This window comes from Nocardioides szechwanensis (assembly GCF_900103935.1).
In the GTDB taxonomy this organism is placed as follows: domain Bacteria; phylum Actinomycetota; class Actinomycetes; order Propionibacteriales; family Nocardioidaceae; genus Nocardioides; species Nocardioides szechwanensis.
On sequence record NZ_FNIC01000005.1, the window covers coordinates 277,007 to 297,486 of the forward strand.

The 20,480-nt window shown below is 71.4% G+C and carries 18 protein-coding genes; 9 read left to right on the top strand and 9 right to left on the bottom strand.

Features of this window, described 5'->3' with window-relative positions; genetic code table 11:
* Positions 1-23 precede the first annotated feature (23 nt).
* From BLR90_RS13995 to BLR90_RS14015, 5 genes are read right to left on the bottom strand one after another with little or no spacing between them, the layout of a single operon-like run.
* On the bottom strand, positions 24-1,769 hold the full coding sequence (locus tag BLR90_RS13995) for an ABC transporter ATP-binding protein (RefSeq protein WP_091025830.1): 1,746 nt from the start codon (positions 1,767-1,769) through the stop codon (positions 24-26).
* Complete coding sequence (locus tag BLR90_RS14000) at positions 1,766-3,508, bottom strand: ABC transporter transmembrane domain-containing protein (RefSeq protein ID WP_245715322.1); 1,743 nt, start codon at positions 3,506-3,508, stop codon at positions 1,766-1,768. Before BLR90_RS14000 ends, BLR90_RS13995 begins: the two co-directional genes overlap by 4 nt.
* A gap of 50 nt (positions 3,509-3,558) precedes the next feature.
* Positions 3,559-4,101, bottom strand: a complete 543-nt coding sequence (locus BLR90_RS14005; protein ID WP_174812392.1) for a YbaK/EbsC family protein — start codon at positions 4,099-4,101, stop codon at positions 3,559-3,561.
* Positions 4,102-4,130: 29 nt separating this feature from the next.
* The gene (locus BLR90_RS14010) at positions 4,131-4,421 is read right to left on the bottom strand and encodes a hypothetical protein (RefSeq protein WP_091025831.1); all 291 of its coding nucleotides are present in this window, start codon (positions 4,419-4,421) and stop codon (positions 4,131-4,133) included.
* The gene (locus tag BLR90_RS14015; protein ID WP_170254392.1) at positions 4,421-5,674 is read right to left on the bottom strand and encodes a PspC domain-containing protein; all 1,254 of its coding nucleotides are present in this window, start codon (positions 5,672-5,674) and stop codon (positions 4,421-4,423) included. Before BLR90_RS14015 ends, BLR90_RS14010 begins: the two co-directional genes overlap by 1 nt.
* 143 nt (positions 5,675-5,817) lie before the next feature.
* Here BLR90_RS14015 and BLR90_RS14020 point away from each other — a divergent pair, with 143 nt between their 5' ends.
* From BLR90_RS14020 to pcrA, 6 genes are all read left to right on the top strand, one after another.
* A complete protein-coding gene (locus BLR90_RS14020; RefSeq protein ID WP_091025833.1) occupies positions 5,818-7,113 on the top strand; it encodes a PspC domain-containing protein in 1,296 nt (431 codons plus the stop codon).
* The gene (locus tag BLR90_RS14025) at positions 7,106-7,786 is read left to right on the top strand and encodes a LuxR C-terminal-related transcriptional regulator (protein ID WP_091025834.1); all 681 of its coding nucleotides are present in this window, start codon (positions 7,106-7,108) and stop codon (positions 7,784-7,786) included. Before BLR90_RS14020 ends, BLR90_RS14025 begins: the two co-directional genes overlap by 8 nt.
* Positions 7,787-7,866: 80 nt before the next feature.
* Entirely contained in the window at positions 7,867-9,279 is a 1,413-nt protein-coding gene (locus tag BLR90_RS14030; protein ID WP_091025835.1) for an APC family permease, read from the top strand.
* A 1-nt stretch (position 9,280) separates the two neighbouring features.
* A complete protein-coding gene (locus BLR90_RS14035) occupies positions 9,281-9,745 on the top strand; it encodes a universal stress protein (protein WP_091025836.1) in 465 nt (154 codons plus the stop codon).
* 41 nt (positions 9,746-9,786) lie between these two features.
* Positions 9,787-10,143 (top strand): hypothetical protein, encoded by a 357-nt coding sequence (locus tag BLR90_RS14040; RefSeq protein WP_091025837.1) that lies wholly within the window; start codon positions 9,787-9,789, stop codon positions 10,141-10,143.
* A 61-nt stretch (positions 10,144-10,204) separates the two neighbouring features.
* On the top strand, positions 10,205-12,628 hold the full coding sequence (gene pcrA / locus BLR90_RS14045; protein WP_371863184.1) for a DNA helicase PcrA: 2,424 nt from the start codon (positions 10,205-10,207) through the stop codon (positions 12,626-12,628).
* Positions 12,629-12,659: 31 nt separating this feature from the next.
* Here the strand turns inward: pcrA and BLR90_RS14050 are convergent, their stop codons facing one another.
* The gene (locus BLR90_RS14050) at positions 12,660-13,637 is read right to left on the bottom strand and encodes a M23 family metallopeptidase (protein WP_170254393.1); all 978 of its coding nucleotides are present in this window, start codon (positions 13,635-13,637) and stop codon (positions 12,660-12,662) included.
* Positions 13,638-13,856: 219 nt separating this feature from the next.
* Between BLR90_RS14050 and BLR90_RS14055 the strand changes: the two genes are divergently transcribed.
* From BLR90_RS14055 to sucD, 3 genes are all read left to right on the top strand, one after another.
* Complete coding sequence (locus BLR90_RS14055) at positions 13,857-14,252, top strand: cobalamin B12-binding domain-containing protein (RefSeq protein WP_091025840.1); 396 nt, start codon at positions 13,857-13,859, stop codon at positions 14,250-14,252.
* A 175-nt stretch (positions 14,253-14,427) separates the two neighbouring features.
* Positions 14,428-15,588 (top strand): ADP-forming succinate--CoA ligase subunit beta, encoded by a 1,161-nt coding sequence (gene sucC / locus BLR90_RS14060; protein ID WP_091025841.1) that lies wholly within the window; start codon positions 14,428-14,430, stop codon positions 15,586-15,588.
* A gap of 10 nt (positions 15,589-15,598) precedes the next feature.
* A complete protein-coding gene (gene sucD, locus BLR90_RS14065) occupies positions 15,599-16,495 on the top strand; it encodes a succinate--CoA ligase subunit alpha (protein ID WP_091025842.1) in 897 nt (298 codons plus the stop codon).
* An 87-nt stretch (positions 16,496-16,582) separates the two neighbouring features.
* On the opposite strand, the gene BLR90_RS14070 is transcribed toward sucD, so the two are convergent.
* From BLR90_RS14070 to BLR90_RS14080, 3 genes are all read right to left on the bottom strand, one after another.
* Positions 16,583-17,992 (bottom strand): hypothetical protein, encoded by a 1,410-nt coding sequence (locus BLR90_RS14070; RefSeq protein WP_091025843.1) that lies wholly within the window; start codon positions 17,990-17,992, stop codon positions 16,583-16,585.
* On the bottom strand, positions 17,985-18,497 hold the full coding sequence (locus BLR90_RS14075; RefSeq protein WP_091025844.1) for an RNA polymerase sigma factor: 513 nt from the start codon (positions 18,495-18,497) through the stop codon (positions 17,985-17,987). The genes BLR90_RS14070 and BLR90_RS14075 overlap by 8 nt, the downstream gene beginning before the upstream one ends.
* 92 nt (positions 18,498-18,589) lie before the next feature.
* Entirely contained in the window at positions 18,590-20,440 is a 1,851-nt protein-coding gene (locus BLR90_RS14080) for a SigE family RNA polymerase sigma factor (RefSeq protein WP_091025845.1), read from the bottom strand.
* Positions 20,441-20,480 lie beyond the last annotated feature (40 nt).

Below are 20,480 nucleotides of genomic sequence, written 5' to 3' on the forward strand. Positions count from 1 at the left end.
AACCCTGGGCGACTCGGCCTGTGTCAGCCGCGGCCGTTCCAGCTGTCCCACAGCGCGGCGTAGGAGCCGCCGGCCGCGACCAGCTCGTCGTGGGAGCCCAGCTCGGAGATGACGCCGTCCTCGACGACCGCCACCCGGTCGGCGTCGTGGGCGGAGAAGAGCCGGTGCGCGATCGCGATCACGGTGCGGCCCTCGAGCACGGCCGCGAGCGACCGCTCGAGGTGGCGGGCCGCGCGCGGGTCGATCAGCGAGGTCGCCTCGTCGAGCACCAGGGTGTGCGGGTCGGCCAGCACCAGCCGGGCCAGCGCGATCTGCTGGGCCTGGGCCGCGGTGACCGCGCGCCCTCCGGACCCGATCACGGTCTCCAGGCCGTCGGGGAGCGAGTCGACCCAGTCGAGCGCGTCGACGGCGTCGAGCGACTCCCGGATGTCGTCGTCGGTCGCGCCCGGCGGTGCCGCGAGGGCGAGGTTCTCGCGCAGCGTCCCGACGAACACGTGGTGCTCCTGGGTCACCAGCGCCACGTGGCCGCGCAGGTCGTCGAGGGGCAGCTCCACCAGGCCCACGCCACCGACGGTGACCGAGCCGGTGCGCGGCGGGTGGATGCCCGCGAGCAGCCGGCCGAGCGTCGACTTGCCGGCCCCGGACGGACCGACCATGGCGATCCGCTCACCGACCCCGACCTGGAGGTCGATGCCGTGCAGCACGTCGCGCCCCTCGACGTACGAGAAGCGCACGTCGGCGGCGGCCAGCTGCTCGCCGTCGGGGGTCTCGCCCGACACCTGCCGGTCGTCGGGCACCTGCGCGACCCCGAGCAGCCGCGACAGCGAGGCCGCACCCATCTGGAGCTCGTCGAGGATCGAGACGATCCGGTCGACGGGGTCGATCAGCATCTGCACGTAGAGCGTGGCCGCCGTGACGTCGCCGAGTGACACCTGGCCCTGCGTGTAGAGGTAGCCGCCGAACAGCAGGGTCGCCACCGTCGGGATCAGGTAGCTGATCTCCATCGCGGGGAAGAACACCGTGCGCAGGAACAGCGTGTAGCGCTCGGCCGCGTAGGACTCCGCGATGTCGCCGTCGATCGTGTCGATCCGTTCGCGCCCGAGGCCGAGCGTCTCGACGGTGCGGGCGCCCTCGACGGTCTCGGTCAGCGTGGCGTTGATGGTGGAGTACGACGCGCTCTCGCGCAGGTAGCCGTCCTTGGCGCGGGCGAGGTACCAGCGCAGCCCGATCACCAGCGGCGGCACGCCCAGCACGCACGGCAGGGCCACCCACCAGCCGACGCTCACCGCGGCGGCGAACGTCAGGACAGCCGTGATGACCGCGATCGTCCACTCGGGCAGCGCCCAGCGCACCGACCAGCCGAGCTGCTCCACGTCGCGGCTGGTGCGGGTCAGCAGGTCCCCGGACCCGGCCGACTCCACCACGCCGACCGGCAGCGCCAGCGCGTTGCCGACGAAGTCCTCGCGCAGCTCGGCCAGCACCTGCTCACCGAGCACCTGGCTGACGTAGCGGGCGTAGCGGGTGAGCACCGTCTGCAGCACGAGGGCGCCGGCCAGCAGTGCGATGACCTCGTCGACGTGGCCGAGCGTGGTGCCGGTCTCGACGGCCTCGACCAGGCCGCCGAGCAGTCGCGGCGCGGCCAGGGCGGCGAGCGCGGCGCACACGTGCAGGGCGAGTGCACCCCAGACCAGCCGCGGGTGGCGGCGTACCAGGGTCCGGACGTAGGAGCGCATCGCTCCCGGGCCGGCGATCGGCAGCGTGGTGCTCATCGGGCACCGCCGGGTACGACGACCATCTCGGTCTCGCGGGTCACCACGGCGCGGTAGGCGGCGTTGGTCCGCAGCAGCTCGGCGTGGGGGCCGTTCGCGCGGACCACGCCGTCGACCAGGAACGCGACCTCGTCGACCGCGGCCAGCATCAGCGGGCTGCTCGTGGTCACCACCGTGGTGCGGCCGGCGCGGTGGTCGCGCAGCCGAGAGGCGATCCGGGCCTCGGTGTGCGCGTCGACGGCCGACGTCGGCTCCACCAGGACCAGGATCTCCGGGTCGACGGTGAGCACCCGCGCGAGCACCAGCCGCTGGCGCTGGCCGCCGGAGAAGCTGCGGCCGCGCTCTGTCACGGTCGTGTCCAGGCCCTCGGGCAGCGCCTCGAGGATGTCGTCGGACGAGGCCGTGAAGAGCGCCCGGTCGAGCAGGCCGTCGGCGCGGGCGCGTCCGGTCACGTCGAGACGGTCGGCCAGCCGGCCGGCGAACAGGGCGGTGCCGGTGTCGGAGACCAGGACCCGGCGGCGTACGACGTCACGCGGGAGCCGCGCGAGCGGGGTGCCGCCCAGGGTGACCTCGTCGTCGACCTCGGCGGCGCACAGCCCCAGCCGGTCGGCGAGCGCGGCGGAGTCGTCGGGCTGCTCGCTGACGATCGCGGTGACCAGGCCGGGGCGGACCCGCAGCCCGCTCCGCTGGTCGTGGAGCTCGGACAGGGGCGGGGGCTCCGGGGCGGGGTCGACCGGGTCGACGACGTCCGGGGTGAGCGCGAGCACCCGGCACACGCGGCGCGCGGAGACCCGGCCGCGGATCAGCTTGTTGGCGTACTCGGTCGCCGTGCGCAGCGGGATCATCAGGAACGCCGAGTAGCCGTAGAACGCCACCAGCTCACCGGGCGTGATCTTGCCGGCGACGGCGTAGCGCGCTCCCAGCCAGACGATGACGACCACGAAGACCCCGGGCAGGAAGACCTGGAGCGCCTCGAGCACCGACTGGAGCTTGGCGACCTCGACGCCGGCGCGCCGGGTGGTCTGGCTCTCGCGCCGGTAGCGCTCGTGGAAGACCTGCTCGCCGCCGATGCCGCGCAGCACGCGCAGGCCTCCGACGATGTCGGTCGCGGTGTTGGACAGCTCGCCCATGAGCTCACGCTGCCGGGCGCTGCGCCGCTGGAGCGGGGAGAGCAACGGGCCGACCAGCAGCATCAGGAACGGCACCCCGACCAGCACGACCACGCCGAGTGTGACCGAGGTCTGCAGCAGGATCACCGCTACCAGCAGGAACGACACGACCGCGCCCGCGAACCGGGCGGAGACGTCCATGACCATGCCGAGGTGCGAGATGTCGCTGGTGCCGATGGCCACCACCTCGCCGGTGGACACCTTGCGGGAGAGGGTGCCGCCGAGCTCGACGGTGTGGTGCGCGACCAGCTGCACGGTCCGGTAGGCGGTGACGAGCCAGTTGGTCACCGCGAAGCGGTGCCGGACGATCCCGCTCGACGCCTGCACCAGTCCGATCAGCAGCATCAGCCCGGCGAAGGCGAGCAGCGCCTCGCCGTCCTTGTCGGCGACCCCGCGGTCGATGGCGCGGCCGATCACGGCCGGCATCACCGCCTGCGAGCTCATCCAGACGATGCCGAAGAACATGCCCCCGAGCAGGGTCTTCCACTGCCCGCGCGCCATCCACCACAGGAAGCGACCGGGGGACCGGTGGTCCGCGGTACCGGGATGGTCGAGGGGGAGGTGGCGCACCGTTCTACGTTACGGACCCGGCCAGGGTCTCGCGAACCGTTTTCGTCCGGTCAGCGCGCGAGATCAGTCACGGTCTCGGCGCCCGGCAGCTCGCCGAGCAGGGCGCCCGGCAGCACCAGCTTGGAGCGGCGCAGTCCGGACCCGACGACCGCGAGGTCGATCCGCGTGACCCGGGCATCCACGAACAGCCGCCACGTCTCCGGCAGGCCGACCGGCGTGATCCCGCCGTACTCCATCCCGGACTCCGCGACCGCGCGCTCCATCGACAGGAACGAGCACTTGCGCACGCCCAGCAGCCGCCGGACCACGCCGTTGACGTCGGCCCGGGTGTCGGCGCGCACGACGCAGGCGGCGATCCGCTCCTCGCCGTCACGGCGGCCGGCCACGACGACGCAGTTGGCGCTGGCCTCCGCGGGTACGTCGTACGCCTCGCCGAAGGCGGCGGTGTCGGCGAGGTCGGGGTCGATGGGGGTCACGGCGACGGCCGCCGCGTGCGGCCAGGCGACCAGGGCGGCCGCCACCGGTCCCGCGACGAGGTCGGGGTGGGCGAGGGCGGGCAACGCCTCGAGGGTGCCCACGCTGGGGAGGTCCACGGGACCATCCTCGCCCAGACCCCCGGGAGTCAGCCCTCGTCGGTGCGGTCGACCCACCCGGTCTGCCGGGTGGCGTGCCGGCGCTGGCTGGTGATGGCGGTGGCGATCAGGCCGACGGCGCCGGCGAGGACCCAGGGCACCGGCATCAGCCAGCGCAGCGACTCGTTGTCGGTCACGTCGCCCTGGTGCAGCAGCCACACCAGCGCGAGACCGGTGAACGCGATGCCCATGACGAGGTGGCCGATGTTGACCGGGTGGCGTCCGGACCCGACGAACCCCGGCGTCTTGGCGGTGGTGGTGGTGGTGCTCGGCTCGCTCATCAGTTGTTCCTTCCGGTCAGGTCGACCTCGATCTCGCCGAAGGTGACCTCGGCTTCCAGCCTGAGCAGCGGCGCGTCCGGGCCACCGTCGTAGAAGTAGGAGTCGGACCCGTCGACGTCGTCCCCGAACAGGGCGGTGTGACCTGCGGCGTCGACGACGGCATCGACGTCGACGTCCAGTCCCTGCGGGACGATGACGTCGATCCGACCGAACGTCGCGTCCAGCTCGATCGTGCGACCGTCGAGCTCCTCGAGGTCCTCGACCTGGGTCAGGTCGAGCACGATCTCGCCGGCGGTGACGTGGTAGCGGTCATCGACGGCGATCGCCGTCTGCGGGGTGTGCCCGATCTGCCCGCCGTCGACCTCGCCGGCCGCCGTGGCGCCGGCGGTCGCGAGGGCGGCGACCACCCCGAGGGCGATCAGCCCACCGGCGCGGCCGAAGAACGCGCCGACCAGCAGCATCACGCCGGTGATGCCGAGCGCCAGTGCCGGGTAGGCAGAGTCCGGGATCGAGGTGCCGGCCAGGTCGACGGTCCCGAGGACACCGAGCCCCAGCGCGATCAGTGCGAGCGTGAACCAGAAGAGGATCGGGCCACGGCGGCGCGGGTTGCGCGGGCGGATCGGGGGGACGTACGGCGGCACGTAGGGGGCCTGCGGGCAGGGCGCGGTGGCGCCGTACTGCGGGGCCGGAGCACCCGGCTGGCCGTAGGGCGGCTGACCGTAGGGCGGGGGAGCGTAGGTCGGGCGGGGCCCGGCCGGGGTGCGGTCGCCGCGGCCGGCCATCACGGCCAGGACCACCAGGCCGATGATCGCCAGCGGCCACGGGAAGCCCCAGCCGCCGAACGAGTCGCCGATCAGCGCCAGCGCCGCGATCAGGCCCACGATGGAGAGGGCGACGGTGCGGCTGCGCTCGTCGAGCCGGATGGTGGCGTCCTCGGTGCGCTCGTCGGGCACGAGGATCCAGCAGGCGCCGTAGACGATCAGACCGGCACCGCCGAAGAAGCTGAGCACGACGAACGCGACCCGCAGGATGATCGGGTCGATGTCGAAGTGGCGTGCGAGACCTCCCGCGACGCCCGCGACCTTGCGGTCGTAGGCGGAGCGCCGGATCCGGCCGAGGTTGCGGACCTCGTCCTGGGAGACCCGCGGGCCCCCGTGGTACGGCGCGTCGTGCGGCCCGTCGTGGTGGCCGCCGTGCTGGCTGCCGTCGTCGGCGGGCGGTCCTGAGGGTGCTTCGGGCGGTGTCCTGGTCATGGCTCCAGCCTGCTCCGTCCGGTCGCCGTCCACCATCGGGGACCACCCTGATCCTGCCTCGGTCCAGGGACTTCGGCGTCAGGGTAGAGCCGGGGTTCGTCCTCATGGGGTGGGGACGCGCCGCGTGGGACGATTGACAGGACATGAGCACTGCTCCCGCGCCGGCCCGCCCCGCGCACCACCCCGAGGTCCGCCGCGCCTTCCGCGACACCCACGAGCCGATCATCGGCGGCGTGGCCGGTGGCCTGGCCCGGCACCTGGGCCTGCCGACCCTGTGGGTGCGGGTGGCGTTCGTCGTGAGCGCGGTCCTCGGCGGCCTGGGCATCGCGATGTACGCCGGCCTGTGGCTGTTCCTGCCCGCCGAGCCGCGCTTCACGCCGGCGGCTCCCGGTCTCGAGAGCGCCACCCGCGGCGGGCGGCGCCCGAGCCGGATCCGCCGGCTGACCGACGTCGGGCCGGTGATCGCGCTGGCCGCGCTGGCCGTCGGTGCGATCTTCCTGCTCCAGGGTGTCTTCGGCCGCAGCGCCATGATCTGGCCGCTGGCGATCGGTCTGGTCGGGGTCGCGCTGCTGTGGCGCCAGGCCGACGAGGTCCAGCGCGAGCGCTGGGTCGACACCACGGGTCGGATCGACCCCGTGCGGGTCGTCTTCGGCTCCGGTGGCTGGGCGTCGTACTCCCGCGTGGGCATCGGCGTCGCGCTGCTGCTCTCGGCGATCTTCGTCTTCGGTTTCGACAACGGGTCGCTGCAGCAGGCCCGCGGGGCGCTGATCGCCGGTGGCCTCGGAGTCGTCGGGCTGCTTCTCGTGGTGGGTCCGTGGGTCTTCCGGCTCGCCACCGAGCTGACCGACGAGCGCTCCGAGCGGATCCGCACCCAGGAGCGCGCCGACGTGGCCGCGCACCTGCACGACTCGGTGCTCCAGACGCTGGCGCTGATCCAGAAGAACCCCGGCGACGCCGCGACCGTCGCCCGCCTGGCCCGGGCCCAGGAGCGCGACCTGCGGGCCTGGCTCTACGCCGGCGAGTCCACCGACGAGCGCAGCCTGGCCAGCGCCCTGCGCGGGGCGGCAGCCGAGGTCGAGGACGCGCACGGCATCTCCGTCGACGTGGTCAACGTCGGCGACTGCGCGATGAGCGAAGGGCTCCGGCCGGTCGTGGCCGCGGCGCGCGAGGCGCTCACCAACGCGGCCAAGCACGCCGGCACCCCGCGGGTCGACGTCTACGCCGAGGTGACCCCCGTGGGCGTCGACGTGTTCGTGCGCGACCGGGGCCGCGGCTTCGACCCGAGCGACCTTCCGGACGACCGCTACGGCGTGCGCCACAGCATCATCGACCGGATGCAGCGCCACGGCGGCTCCGCCGACATCAGCTCGAGCCCCGAAGGCACCGACGTACGGCTGCACCTGCCGCACCTCACACAGGAGGAAGACACCGATGGCTGACCCCAACCCCCGACCCGTGCGAGTCGTGATCGTCGACGACCACGCGATGTTCCGCAGCGGGGTGCGGGCCGAGCTCGCATCCGTGGGCGCCGGGGTGATCGAGGTGCTCGCCGAGGCCGCCGACGTCGACGAGGCGATCGCGGCCGTCATCGCCCACCAGCCCGACGTCGTGCTCCTGGACGTGCACCTGCCCGGCGGTGGTGGCGTCGAGGTGATGCGGAAGCTGTCGTTGTCGCCGGCGTCGGCGTCGGGGTCGCCGAAGTTCCTCGCGTTGTCGGTGAGCGACGCGGCCGAGGACGTGATCGGCACGATCCGCGGCGGTGCCCGCGGCTACGTCACCAAGACCATCACCGGCCCCGAGCTGGTGTCGGCGATCGGGCGGGTCGCCGGCGGCGACGCCGTCTTCTCGCCGCGGCTGGCGGGCTTCGTGCTGGACGCGTTCGCCGGCTCCATCGACGTCGCGGCGGTCGACGAGGACCTCGACCGGCTCACCGAGCGCGAGCGCGAGGTGATGCGCCTGATCGCGCGCGGCTACGCCTACAAGGAGGTGGCCAAGGAGCTGTTCATCTCGATCAAGACCGTCGAGACCCACATGTCCTCGGTGCTGCGCAAGCTGCAGCTCTCCTCGCGCCACGAGCTCACCCGCTGGGCCAACGACCGCAGGCTCCTCTGACACGGCATTGATACCGGTTGTTTGCTGGCCGGGCGAAGGGGTATCCGGGCAACACGTCCGCCCGAGCCTGAGGAGGCCCCGTGACCGACCTCGACACGCCCGCAACCAGAGACGCCGAAGGCGACGGCGGGCTTCGCAGGTCCATCACTGGACGTCTCCTCTTCTTCTACGTCCTGGGCGATGTCCTGGGCTCCGGGATCTACGTCCTGATCGGGGCCGTTGCGCTGGCGGTGGGCGGCGCCTTCTGGGTCGCGTTCGCGGTCGGCATCACCGTCGCCACCATCACCGGCCTGGCCTACGCCGAGCTCGTCACCAAGTACCCCCAGGCCGCCGGCGCGGCGCTGTACGTCAACAAGGCGTTCGACAACCGGCCGTTGACCTTCCTGATCACGGTCTGCATGCTCTCGGCCAGCTTCGCCGCCTCGGGCTCGCTGGCCACCGGCTTCGCGTCGTACTTCAACGAGGTGTGGGACCTGCCGCCTGCACTGCTGCTGACGATCGCGTTCATCGTGCTCCTCTCGATCGTCAACTTCATCGGGATCACCGAGTCGGTCGTGATCAACATGCTGATGACGTTCGTCGAGGTCGCTGGCCTGATCATCGTGATGATCATCGGCGTCTGGTACGTCCTGCAGGGCAACGCCGACTTCGGGATCCTGGTCGAGTTCGAGACCGAGAGCAGCCCGGTTCTCGGCGTGATCTCCGGTGTGGCGCTCGCGTTCTTCGCCATGACGGGCTTCGAGAACGCCGCCAACGTGGCCGAGGAGACCGTCGACCCCGCGAAGACGTTCCCGCGTGCGCTCATCGGCGGCATGGTCGCCGCGGGCGTCATCTACGTCCTGGTGGCGATCGCCGCCGCCCTGACCGTCCCGCTGTCGGGGCTTCAGGACGCCGGCGCGAACGACAAGCCGGCACTGCTCGAGGTCGTCAAGGAAGGCATCATCCCGCCGCCGGTGGGCTTCATGGTCATCCTCTTCTCGATCATTGCGATGATCGCCATCACCAACACGACCCTGGTCTCCGTCGTGACCCAGTCCCGGATCCTCTACGGCATGGCCCGCGAGGACGTGGTTCCCGGTGTCTTCGCCAGGATCCACTCCGCCCGCCGCAGCCCCTGGGTGGCGCTGCTCTTCTCGGCCGTGGTGGTGATCGGGCTCCTGATGTCGGGCGCCGACATCGCCCGCCTGGCGACGGTCACCGTCGTCTTCACCCTGTTCATCTACGCGCTCGTGATCGTCTCTGCGCTCAAGCTCCGGGGACAGGACGAGGACGAGGACACCTTCATTGCCCCGTTGTGGCTGCTGGTGCTGGGCATCCTCGGCAACCTGATCGTGCTCACCTATGTGATCTACGACGACCCGGGCTCGCTCGTCTACTGCGCGGCGCTGCTCGCGGTGGGGCTCGTGCTCTTCCTTGCCGAGCACTTCTTCGGCTCGCGCAACAGTCCTGGCGGCAACGCCGTCGCGACCAGCACCGTCCCGAAGGAGATCTGACATGCACGTCATCGTCGCCACCGACGGGTCCCGCCAGTCCCTGGCGGCCGCCAAGCACCTCAAGTCGTTCGCCGACCCCGCCAAGATCACCACGATCTCCGTGGTCGCGGTGATCCGGCCCTACGCCGCCGTCGCGTTCGCCGACGACCTGTCGCCGGCGAAGGCCACGTCTGCGGACTTCGACTCGTTGCACTTCCGCGACGCCGCCGACAGCGCCACGAAGGCCGTGGCCGCGGTCTTCGACGGGTGGGGCCCGAAGGTGCAGGTCAGGATCCGCAGCGGCTCGCCGGCCAGCGAGATCATCAAGGCGGCCAAGCAGGCGGACGCCGGCCTGGTGGTCGTCGCCGCGGGCAGCCGTGGCCTCAGCGACACGGTGCTCCTGGGCAGTACCGCGCAGCGCGTTCAGCACTCCGCACCGTGCCCGGTGCTCGTCGTACGGCCGGCACCGCGCAAGCGCAAGAAGTAGCCGTCGCCCGGAGCCCGGCCCAGGGTCACTAGTCTGCGGTCATGGAGACCGTGCGACTCGTCCTGCTGATCATCCACCTCCTGGGCTTCGCTGCTCTCTTCGGTGGCCTCGTCGTCCAGGCCGGGCTCCCGGAGAAGACGGTCAACGGCGCCATGCGCGACGGTGTCGGCACCGCCTTCGTCGCCGGCCTGGCGCTGGTCGGCGTGCTCGAGGCCGGCGACCACGACGTCAACCACGCCAAGATCGGCGTCAAGCTCACCATCGGCCTGATCCTCCTCGTGCTGGTCATGGCCAACCTGCGCAAGGAGCGGATCCCCCAAGGTCTCTGGGTCGGCCTGATCCTCCTCTCCGTCGCCAACGTCGCCGTCGCCGTCCTCTGGAGCTCCGCGCACGCCTGAGCTGCGCGACGTACATGTGCCACCGCCACCGGGGGAGGCCGCACGTAGGGTTGGGGTCAGCATGAGTACGCCGTCACCCGCAGCCCAGTTCGCGTTCCCCGGCATGGACCGGCCGAGCGGGGACGAGCCGCGTACGACGCGGCGCGGGCCGACGGCCGACGAGCTGCTCGAGGGGCTCAACGAGCCGCAGCGGGCGGCGGTCGTCCACGCCGGCACCCCGCTGCTCGTGGTGGCGGGGGCGGGGTCGGGCAAGACGCGCGTGCTGACCCGCCGGATCGCGTGGATCATCCAGGAGCGCAAGGCCCACCCCGGCTCCATCCTGGCGATCACGTTCACCAACAAGGCCGCCGGCGAGATGAAGGAGCGGGTCGAGGAGCTGGTCGGCAAGCGGGCCCGGATCATGTGGGTGAGCACGTTCCACTCCGCGTGCGTGCGCATCCTGCGCAAGGAGATCGACAAGCTGGGCTACAAGTCCAACTTCTCCATCTACGACGCCGCCGACCAGAAGCGCCTGATGGGGCTGGTCATCAAGGACCTCGACCTCGACGCCAAGAAGTTCCAGCCCGGCCCGGTCCTCCACTGGGTCTCCAACCACAAGAACGAGCTGCGCGACCCCGACGACGTCGCCAAGGACGTCCGCAACCACGTCGAGGAGCAGTACGCCGCGGCCTACACCAGCTACCAGCGGCGGCTGCGCGAGGCCAACGCGCTCGACTTCGACGACCTGATCATGATGACGGTCCACCTGCTGCAGACCTTCCCGGAGGTGCGCGAGACCTACCGGCGGCGGTTCCGTCACGTCCTGGTCGACGAGTACCAGGACACCAACCACGCCCAGTACGCCCTGATCCACCAGCTGTGCGCCGACAACCCCGAGCTGATCGAGGGCGAGGAGCGGGTCGAGCCCGCCGAGCTGATGGTGGTCGGTGACGCCGACCAGTCGATCTACGCGTTCCGCGGCGCCAACATCCGCAACATCATGGACTTCGAGCAGGACTTCCCCAACGCCACCTCGATCCTCCTCGAGCAGAACTACCGCTCCACGCAGACCATCCTCACCGCCGCCAACTCCGTCATCGGCCACAACAAGGGCCGCAAGCCCAAGCGGCTGTGGTCCGACGCCGGCGACGGCGAGCGGATCATCGGCTACGTCGCCGACGACGAGCACGACGAGGCGCGCTTCGTCTCCGACGAGATCGACACCCTCGTCGACGGCGGCGGCCGGGCCGGCGACGTGGCGGTCTTCTACCGCACCAACGCCCAGTCGCGTGTGTTCGAGGAGGTGTTCATCCGCACCGGCCAGCCCTACAAGGTGGTCGGCGGGGTGCGCTTCTACGAACGCCGGGAGGTACGCGACGCGCTGGCCTACCTGCGGATGCTCAACAACCCCGACGACCAGGTCTCGCTGCGCCGCATCCTCAACACCCCCAAGCGCGGCATCGGCGACCGGGCCGTCGCGTGCGTGCAGGCGCTGGCCGACCGCGACCGGCTCACGTTCTGGGAGGCGCTGCGCCGCGCCGACCAGGCGCCCGGCATCGCCACCCGTTCGCTGACCCAGATCCAGGGTTTCGTGGCGATGGTCGAGGAGCTGCAGTCGATGGTCGAGGCCGACGAGCGCGCCGACGTCATCCTCGAGTCGGTGCTGGCCCGCTCCGGCTACCTCGCCGAGCTCGAGGCCTCCGACGATCCCCAGGACGCCACCCGTCTGGAGAACCTCGCCGAGCTGGTCGCGGTGGCCCGCGAGTTCTCCGACGACCCCGTCGCCGGGCCCTCGGCCGACCCCGCCGACGTCGACGCCGGCCTGGTGGCCCCGGGTCTCGGCGACTTCCTGGAGCGGGTGGCGCTGGTCGCAGACACCGACCAGATCCCCGACGACGACAGCGACCAGGGCGTGGTCACGCTGATGACGCTCCACACCGCCAAGGGCCTGGAGTTCCCGATCGTGTTCCTGACCGGGCTCGAGGACGGCGTCTTCCCGCACGCGCGGTCCCTGGGCGACCAGCCCGAGCTCGAGGAAGAACGCCGGCTCGCCTACGTCGGCGTCACCCGCGCCCGCGAGCGTCTCTACATCTCGCGCGCGGTCGTCCGTTCCGCGTGGGGCGCGCCGTCGCACAACCCGGGGTCGCGCTTCCTCGACGAGCTGCCGGTCGACCTCGTCGACTGGCGCCGCACCGAGGCCGCGCAGACGCGGTGGAACCGCCCCGACCTGGCCAGCGGCTCACCCGCCCGCATGGGCTCGCCCACGACGGCCGGCCGCCGCAACTTCTCCTCGGCCGCGGCCCGCGCCGACGCCGCCGCCAAGGCCAAGCCGGCCCGTGAGATCCCCTCGCTGGAGCCTGGCGACCGGGTGCTGCACGACTCGTTCGGGATGGGCACTGTGGTGGCGCTGGAGGGTGCCGCCGACAAGGCGGTGGCCTCGATCGACTTCGGCTCGGAGGGCGTCAAGCGGCTGCTGCTGCGCTACGCGCCGGTCGAGAAGCTCTGAGCCGGCCGCGGCCCAAGGATTAGACGGAGCCTCAGAAGGTCGCGCCGTGGACCACGAGGGCCTGGTAGGGGTCGACCGGGTCGCCGCCTCCGGGACGCACTTCCAGGTGCAGGTGCGAGCCGGTCACGTTACCGGTGGCGCCCACGGTGCCGATGACTTCACCGGCCCGGACCACGTCCCCCTCGGAGACGAGGATGCTCGTCTGGTGGGCGTACCAGATCTCTGTGCCGTCCTCGAGTGTCACCACGGTCTTGTTTCCGTAGGAGCCGTCGTAGCCGGCTGACGAGACCACTCCGTTGGCGACCGCCATGATCGGGTCGCCGGTGTTGCCGTTGAAGTCGAGGCCCGTGTGATAGCTGGCCCACAAGCCGTACTCCCCGTAACGGGCCGTGAGGACCACTGGGTCGAGGGGCATCACCCAGACGTTGAGGGCGATCTTGTCGGCCTGCGCCTGGGCCAGCTTGGCGAACTCCGCCAGGGCCGCGTTGCGCTGCTGGGCCTGCTGCTCCGCGGCGGCGACCAGCTCGGAGTCGGAGACGTCGGCCAGGGCGTCGCGGCGTGAGTCACGGCTGACGTTGACGCCGCGGTCGCGCAGGTTGACGCTGCCGGTGCCGCTGGCGCCGCTGAGCGCGCTGGCCTGGCGCACCGAGGAGCCGCCGGTGGCGGCCAGGTCGGGCTGGGCGGAGGTGATCGCGCCGGTGACCGCGATGGCGAGCGTGGCCACGCCGACGAGCACGGGTGCTGAGGGCAGGTTCTTGAACAGCGACCCGCGGGAACCGGCGTGCTTGACCGCGCGGCGCTTGCCGGCAGCGGTCGCGCAGGCGACGGCAGGAGTGGCAGGAATGAGAGTCGTCGGAGTGGGAACCGGTGCGGAGACCTCGACGACGGCGGCCTCGGCCACGACGGCGGAGGCGGGCGGGGTGGCGATCCGGCGGCCGACGTACGGCGCGACCGGGGTCTCCGAGGGTCGGCGGCGCGGGCCGCTTCGATCCGCTCGGTGGCTACCCATGAATAGTCGCTCCGGTGTGTCGGTTTGGCTGCTGTCCCTGCTCAACGCGCGGGTGTCCATCTGGTTCCGCGCGGCGAGCCAGCACTGTAACGGATCGGTCACGGGGCCGAAAATCCCGGTCCGGTCCATTGTGGACGAGCCCGCGGCGTCCCCGCAGGCGTACGCAGGAAGAGGGCGACTGGGTGTGGGCGGGGTCACGCCCGCGACTACTCTGGCCCCATGATCCGCATCGTTGTCGGCAAGCCCGGCCTGGACGGTCACGACCGTGGGGCCAAGATCGTCGCCCGGGCGCTGCGGGACGCCGGGCACGAGGTCATCTACACCGGCCTGCACCAGACCCCTGAGCAGATCGTGGAGACCGCGATCCAGGAGGACGCCGACCTGATCGGGCTCTCCGTGCTGAGTGGTGCTCACATGACCCTCTTCACCAAGCTCCTCCAGCTGCTGCGGGAGCGCGACGCGGCCGACATCGTCGTCTTCGGCGGCGGGATCATCCCCGAGGAGGACATCCCGGTCCTCGAGGACCTCGGCGTCGCCAAGGTCTTCACGCCGGGGGCCGCGACCACCGAGATCACCGGGTGGGTGGCCGAGCACTTCGGTGCCGACCACGCCTGAGCGACCCGCCCGCATGCTGTTCGGCCTGCGTGGTTACTGGCTGGTCATATGCCCTGCATCACGTCGGACCGGTCTCGTCGTACCCGGCTGACGCGACTAAGGTGCCCGGGATACCCCAAACACGGTGCGCGGCCGCTCAAGGCTGCCCGCTCAAATCTGAGGACACGGTGGATCAGTGGATCTGATGGAATTCCAGGCGAAGGAGCTCTTCGCCAAACATGACGTACCGGGGACGCCGGGCATCGTCGCGACGACGCCGGCCGAGGCCCGCGCAGCGGCCGAGAAGCTGGGCGTGTGCGTCGTCAAGGCGCAGGTGAAGGCAGGCGGTCGTGGCAAGGCAGGCGGCGTCAAGCTCGCCAAGACGCCCGACGAGGCCGAAGAGCACGCCACCGCGATCCTCGGCATGGAGATCAAGGGACTCACCGTCCACCGGGTACTGATCGCGCCGGCCGCGAGCATCGAGGAGGAGTACTACTTCTCCTTCCTGCTCGACCGCGCCAACCGCCAGTACCTCTGCATCGCCAGCGTCGAGGGTGGTGTCGAGATCGAGGAGGTCGCGAAGACCAACCCCGACGCCGTGAAGCAAATCCCGATCAACCCGGGCACCGGTGTCGACGAGGCCAAGGCCCGCGAGATCGTCGCCGAGGCCGGGTTCCCCGAGGCCCTGGTCGAGCAGGCCGTCACCACGGTGCTCAACCTGTGGAAGGTCTTCGTCGAGGAGGACGCCACCCTGGTGGAGGTCAACCCGCTCGCCCGGCTCGAGGGCGACATCCTCGAGGCGCTCGACGGCAAGGTCTCCCTCGACGAGAATGCCGAGTTCCGTCACCCGGACCACGCGCAGTTCGAGGACAAGGACGAGGCCGACCCGCTCGAGGCGATGGCCAAGGAGAAGAACCTCAACTACGTCAAGCTCGACGGCTCCGTAGGCATCATCGGCAACGGCGCGGGTCTCGTGATGAGCACCCTCGACGTCGTGGCCTACGCCGGTGAGAAGCACGGCGGCGTCAAGCCCGCCAACTTCCTCGACATCGGTGGCGGCGCGTCCGCCCAGGTGATGGCCGACGGCCTCCACGTCATCCTCAGCGACTCGCAGGTCAAGAGCGTCTTCGTCAACGTCTTCGGCGGCATCACGTCGTGCGACGCCGTGGCCAACGGCATCGTCGGCGCCCTGGAGATCCTCGGTGACGAGGAGAGCAAGCCGCTGGTCGTCCGGCTCGACGGCAACAACGTCGAGGAGGGTCGCCGGATCCTCAACGAGGCGAACCACCCGATGGTGACCCTGGTCGACACGATGGACGGAGCGGCCGACAAGGCCGCCGAGCTCGCGAACGCGTAAGGACGAAGACATGTCTATCTACCTCAACAAGGACTCCAAGGTCATCGTCCAGGGCATCACCGGCGGCGAGGGCACCAAGCACACCGCCCTGATGCTCAAGTGCGGCACCCAGGTCGTCGGTGGCGTCAACGCCCGCAAGGCCGGTACGACGGTCACGCACAAGGACGCCGACGGCAACGACGTCGAGCTCCCCGTGTTCGGCTCCGTCAAGGAGGCGATGGCCGAGACCGGCGCCGACGTGTCGGTCGCGTTCGTGCCGCCGACCTTCACCAAGGACGCCTGCATCGAGGCCATCGACGCCGGCATCGGTCTGCTCGTGGTCATCACCGAGGGCGTGCCCGTGCAGGACACCGCCGAGGTCTTCGCCTACCTGGACGGCAAGTCCACCCGGATGATCGGGCCCAACTGTCCGGGCATCATCACGCCGGGCGAGGCGCTGGCCGGCATCACGCCGGCCACGATCTCCGGCTCCGGCCCGGTCGGCCTGGTGTCCAAGTCGGGCACCCTGACCTACCAGATGATGTTCGAGCTGCGTGACTACGGCTTCTCGACCGCCATCGGCATCGGCGGCGACCCGATCGTCGGGACCACCCACATCGACGCCCTCGAGGCGTTCGAGAACGACCCCGACACCAAGGCGATCGTGATGATCGGCGAGATCGGCGGCGACGCCGAGGAGCGGGCGGCGGACTACATCAAGGACCACGTCACCAAGCCGGTCGTCGGCTACGTCGCGGGCTTCACCGCCCCCGAGGGCAAGACGATGGGCCACGCCGGCGCGATCGTGTCCGGCTCGTCCGGCACGGCGCAGGCCAAGAAGGACGCACTCGAGGCTGTCGGCGTCAAGGTCGGCAAGACGCCCTCCGAGACCGCCCAGCTGATGCGGGACATCCTCCAGAGCATGTAGCTCCAGGCACCACCCCACGTTGACCCGCCCGAAACTTTCGGGCGGGTCAACGTGCATTGAGGTGAGTTTCGGGCGGGTCAACGTGTTTCAGCAGCCGGCTTCGGTGAAGGCGCACATGGCGGCGAGGGGCGCGGAGGTCTCGGCGGTCTGCTCGGCGATCTGGGCCGTGGCCTGGGCCTCCGGGTCGGGGCCACCGCCGCCCTCGTTGGCCGCGGTGTCGACGAGCAGCGCGCGGCCGAGCCGGACCACGTGGATGACCTCCATGCCGATGGCCGGCGCGCCGAGGAACTCGAAGGTCCGCACGACCGCCCAGGACTCACCGCCCACGCGCGTCTGTCGTACGTCGTTGAGCGAGGCGTTGCTTTCGCCGTCCTCGGTCCTCGGGCACGCCCGGTAGGCGTCGACGAGCTGTCGCTGGTAGTCGATCGCACCGTCGGCGTCCTCGAAGGTGAGCAGCAGCCGGTAGCGGTAGTCCTCGACGTTGGCCCAGGCTGCGCCCAACCGGTCGAGCGACGCTGCGGCCGGGAGCGCGGCGCCACAGGCCTGGAGGGCCTCGAGCACCGGCACGTCGGGAGCCGGGCCAGTCAGCCCGTAACGATCGTCCGGCTCGTGACGGTCGGGCCAGCCGGCGGCCAGCGGGAAGTCCGCCGGGATGTCGTCGGTGTCGGCCGGTGGCTCGGTCGCCGGCGGCTCGGACGCCGGAGGCTCGGTCGTGGTGGCGCAACCCGCGTCCGTGAAGACGCACATCTGGTCCACCACTGACTTCAGCCTGCGGGCCTGGTCGGCCTCTCCGCTGGCGGTGTTGCTCGGGTCGTACTCGGCGTACGTCGAGGACGCCAGCAGGGCGTCGCCGACACGGGTGAAGCGCATGATCTCGGCGCCGAGACTGTTCGTGTAGGTGCGCACGACCAGCACCCCCGACTCGCCGGCGTCCCAGGACTCCACCCGGTGGAGGGTGTCGTTGTCCGGTCCCGACTCCTGGCGGGGGCAGTCACGGGCCGCGGCCGTCAGTCGCTCGAGCGCCTGCCCGGCGGACTGCTCGTCGGCGTAGAGGACGACCTCACGCGTGTCGGAGTACTCCGGGCCGGACGTCGCGGCGGAGACCGAGTCGGCCCGCCCGTCGTCCGCGAACGGCGTGACACCGCAGAAGTCGACCAGCGTGAGGCCGACGTCGCCGTGCCGCTGGGTGGCCGGCTCGCCGCTCTCGTTCTCGTACAGGTCGACCGTGATGTCGAGGCTGTCGGGGATGCGCGGGCCGGACGCGGTCGACTCCGAAGGGTTCGGCGGCGCCGGGTCGAGGCCCTGCGGCTCACCGCCGCCCGCGAGCACGACGCTGCCGGTGGCGATGACGGCGACGGCGGCGGCCGCGGCGAGGGCGATGCCCGCCGTACGACGGCGCCGGTGGCGGTCGCCGAGACGGCGTACCTCGGAGGGGGAGAGGGGGTTCATGGGAGCTCCCGGGTTGAAGTTCTCGAGCTCGTCGATGGGGTCAGGCATGGGTCGCTCCCTCCTGGAGTCCGCTGTGGGGGTCGTCTGAGAGAAGTGCGGCGAGCGCCGCACGGCCGCGGCTGAGCCGGGCCTTGATCGTGCCCTCGGGTACGCCGACCTCGCGGGCCACTGCCTGCACGGGGAGGTCGGCGATGTGGTGCAGGACCAGTGCCTGGCGCTGGGCCTCAGGCAGCTGCCGGAGCGCCGCCACCAGGGCGACGTGCGACTCGCTCGGTGGTGGCGCCTCGGTAGCGAGGCCGACAGCGCGGTCCGGCGAGCGGCGTGACAGCGAGACGCGGCGCCACCTGCTCACCGCGAGCCGGTAGGCCGTCGTGCGTACCCACGCCTCCGGGTGCTGGGCCCGGTCGAGCTGCCGCCGGTGGGCCCAGGCCCGCACGAAGGCCTCCTGGACGCACTCCTGTGCCTCGTCGCGGTTGCCGATCATGGCGTAGACCTGGTGCGTGACGCGTGTGAACGACGCCGTGTAGAAGTCGTCGAACTCCCGTTCGTCCATCGACTGTTCCCGTCTGTGGTGGTTTCGGGAGGGATACGCCGTCAGGACGCACACGGTTGCATGCCGGGGCCCGGAAGTCGCTCAGCAGTCGCTCAGGCCTTGGGCTTGGGGAGCCGGCCGAGCCGGTCGAGCGCCCGGAAGACGAGGTCGACGAACGCTCCGTCGGCCATCCGCGCGTCGTCGGACGGGACGAACCCGACCTGGGCGACCGACGTGCCGCTACGGAGCACCGCCATCGCGTAGCTCACCGAGTCGTTGTCGGAGATCTCGGTGGTGAGCTGCCAGACCGTGACGTCGATGTTCTTGCCGTCGCGGTGGGAGACCCGGGTGACGTCGGTGCCGAGGTCCTTCTCCGCGCAGGTGGCGAGCCGGTTGCGGATGCGCTCGACGAAGGCAACCGCGCGCTTCGTCGGCAGCGAGCCGACGGTCTCGGTCAGCCCGAACCGGTCGGGCAGGCCGGCCTTGGGGATCACGAAGGTCCGGGTGAAGTTGTTGCTGAAGGTCTTGCCCTCGAACTTCCCGGCGAAGACGGCGCCGTCGCACCGGGTCGCGGCGAGGTTGGTGGCCGCACGCTCGGGCGGGGTGCCGATCCATGGCTTGTCGATGCCGGTGACCGGCGGCAGGTCCAGCTCGGAGAGCATCGCCGGGGCCTTGCCTGTCGGCAAGGGAGGTACGGCGGTCAGCTGTGGCCGCGCGACGCAGCCGCCGGCGTCGGGGAGGGTGCACAGGCCCGCGACCGCGTCGCCGAGCAGGCGTGCGGCACCCCGGGCGTCCGGCTGCTGGGTGTTGCGCACGACCGACATCGCCGTGGTGACGAACTGCCCGGTCCGGGCGATGCCGACGGTCATCGTCTCCACCGGCTCGTTCCACGCGCGCAGGACGAGCAGCATCGCCTGGTCCCCCACCCCGTCGACGCGCCGCGTCGAGAGCAGCTGGACCCGCTCGGCCGCGCACCCGGCGTACCAGCCCATCGCGGTGCGGTAGGACTTGCGGGCCGCCCGCGGGCTCGCCGACGCCTCGGTGAGCTGGAACACGGTGGCCTTCGGCTGGTTCTTGCGCGGCGTGGCACCGAACGTCCGCACCAGCGCGGCGGTGCCGCGCGGGTCGGAGTAGCGCTCCAGCTGGCAGGAGGTGAGCAGCCCGCTGCCCTCGGAGCTGTCGCCGGTGCGCCGTACGGTCCAGGCCCGGCCGGGCAGCGTGGCCGACACCTGGTCGGCACTCAGCAGCGTGTCCTCGGTCAGCACGATCTCGGGGGCGGGGTCCATCGTGCGGTGCGGCTCGACCGCGGTGGTCTGCTCGAAGTCGAGGTTGGGGTGGACCCCGGTCGCGTCGGTGATCAGGGAGCCGGTGAGCAGGAACGCCGCGACCGCACCCACGACGCCGACGGTCGTGTGGGTACGCCGGCGAGCGGCGCCGGCCCGGCGCACGATCGGCGCGCGCGGGAACCGCACCTCGGCCACGACCTGGGCCAGCGGCTCGAACTGCAGCGGGATGTCGGCGGCGGCGATCTCGCGGGCGAGCGCGAACTGGGAGGCGCCCGTCTGGAGCTCGCGCTCGGCGTCCTCGAGCGGGAGCCCCACCTCGCGGGCCATCTCGGGCATCGACACAGCGGCGAGCTGGGTCAGCAGCAGCGCCTTGCGCTGGGTGACGCTCAGCTTGGCGAGCGCGTCGAGGATGGCCCGGACCTCCGGGGTCGTCGACTTGTCGCGGAACGCCAGCCGCGCCGTGTGGCGGCGCTGGGCGTGGCGCCACGCGTGCGGCCGCACGAAGGCCTCGGGGTCGTCGAGCCGCGCGACCTTGCGCCAGTGGTGCCAGGCCACGATGAACGAGTCGCGCACGGCCCCGCGGGCTGCTGTGAGGTCGCCGGTGAGGGCGTAGGTCTGCAGCAGCAGGCGCTCGCCGGCGTCGCGGTAGAACGCGTCGAACTCGTCGGGGTCCCTCATGGCCAACCCACGGTACGCGAGAGTCGCGACGCCTCCCAAA

Excerpts from the sequence above, each read along its gene's own strand:
- BLR90_RS14075 (WP_091025844.1), bottom strand. The coding sequence starts at position 18,497 with ATGGACGAACGGGAGTTCGACGACTTCTACACGGCGTCGTTCACACGC.
- BLR90_RS14035 (WP_091025836.1), top strand. The coding sequence starts at position 9,281 with ATGCACGTCATCGTCGCCACCGACGGGTCCCGCCAGTCCCTGGCGGCC.
- sucD (WP_091025842.1), top strand. The coding sequence starts at position 15,599 with ATGTCTATCTACCTCAACAAGGACTCCAAGGTCATCGTCCAGGGCATC.
- BLR90_RS14010 (WP_091025831.1), bottom strand. The coding sequence starts at position 4,421 with ATGAGCGAGCCGAGCACCACCACCACCACCGCCAAGACGCCGGGGTTC.
- pcrA (WP_371863184.1), top strand. The coding sequence starts at position 10,205 with ATGAGTACGCCGTCACCCGCAGCCCAGTTCGCGTTCCCCGGCATGGAC.
- BLR90_RS14025 (WP_091025834.1), top strand. The coding sequence starts at position 7,106 with ATGGCTGACCCCAACCCCCGACCCGTGCGAGTCGTGATCGTCGACGAC.
- BLR90_RS13995 (WP_091025830.1), bottom strand. The coding sequence starts at position 1,769 with ATGAGCACCACGCTGCCGATCGCCGGCCCGGGAGCGATGCGCTCCTAC.
- BLR90_RS14070 (WP_091025843.1), bottom strand. The coding sequence starts at position 17,992 with ATGCCTGACCCCATCGACGAGCTCGAGAACTTCAACCCGGGAGCTCCC.
- BLR90_RS14055 (WP_091025840.1), top strand. The coding sequence starts at position 13,857 with ATGATCCGCATCGTTGTCGGCAAGCCCGGCCTGGACGGTCACGACCGT.
- BLR90_RS14040 (WP_091025837.1), top strand. The coding sequence starts at position 9,787 with ATGGAGACCGTGCGACTCGTCCTGCTGATCATCCACCTCCTGGGCTTC.
- BLR90_RS14020 (WP_091025833.1), top strand. The coding sequence starts at position 5,818 with ATGAGCACTGCTCCCGCGCCGGCCCGCCCCGCGCACCACCCCGAGGTC.
- BLR90_RS14080 (WP_091025845.1), bottom strand. The coding sequence starts at position 20,440 with ATGAGGGACCCCGACGAGTTCGACGCGTTCTACCGCGACGCCGGCGAG.
- BLR90_RS14015 (WP_170254392.1), bottom strand. The coding sequence starts at position 5,674 with ATGACCAGGACACCGCCCGAAGCACCCTCAGGACCGCCCGCCGACGAC.
- BLR90_RS14050 (WP_170254393.1), bottom strand. The coding sequence starts at position 13,637 with ATGGGTAGCCACCGAGCGGATCGAAGCGGCCCGCGCCGCCGACCCTCG.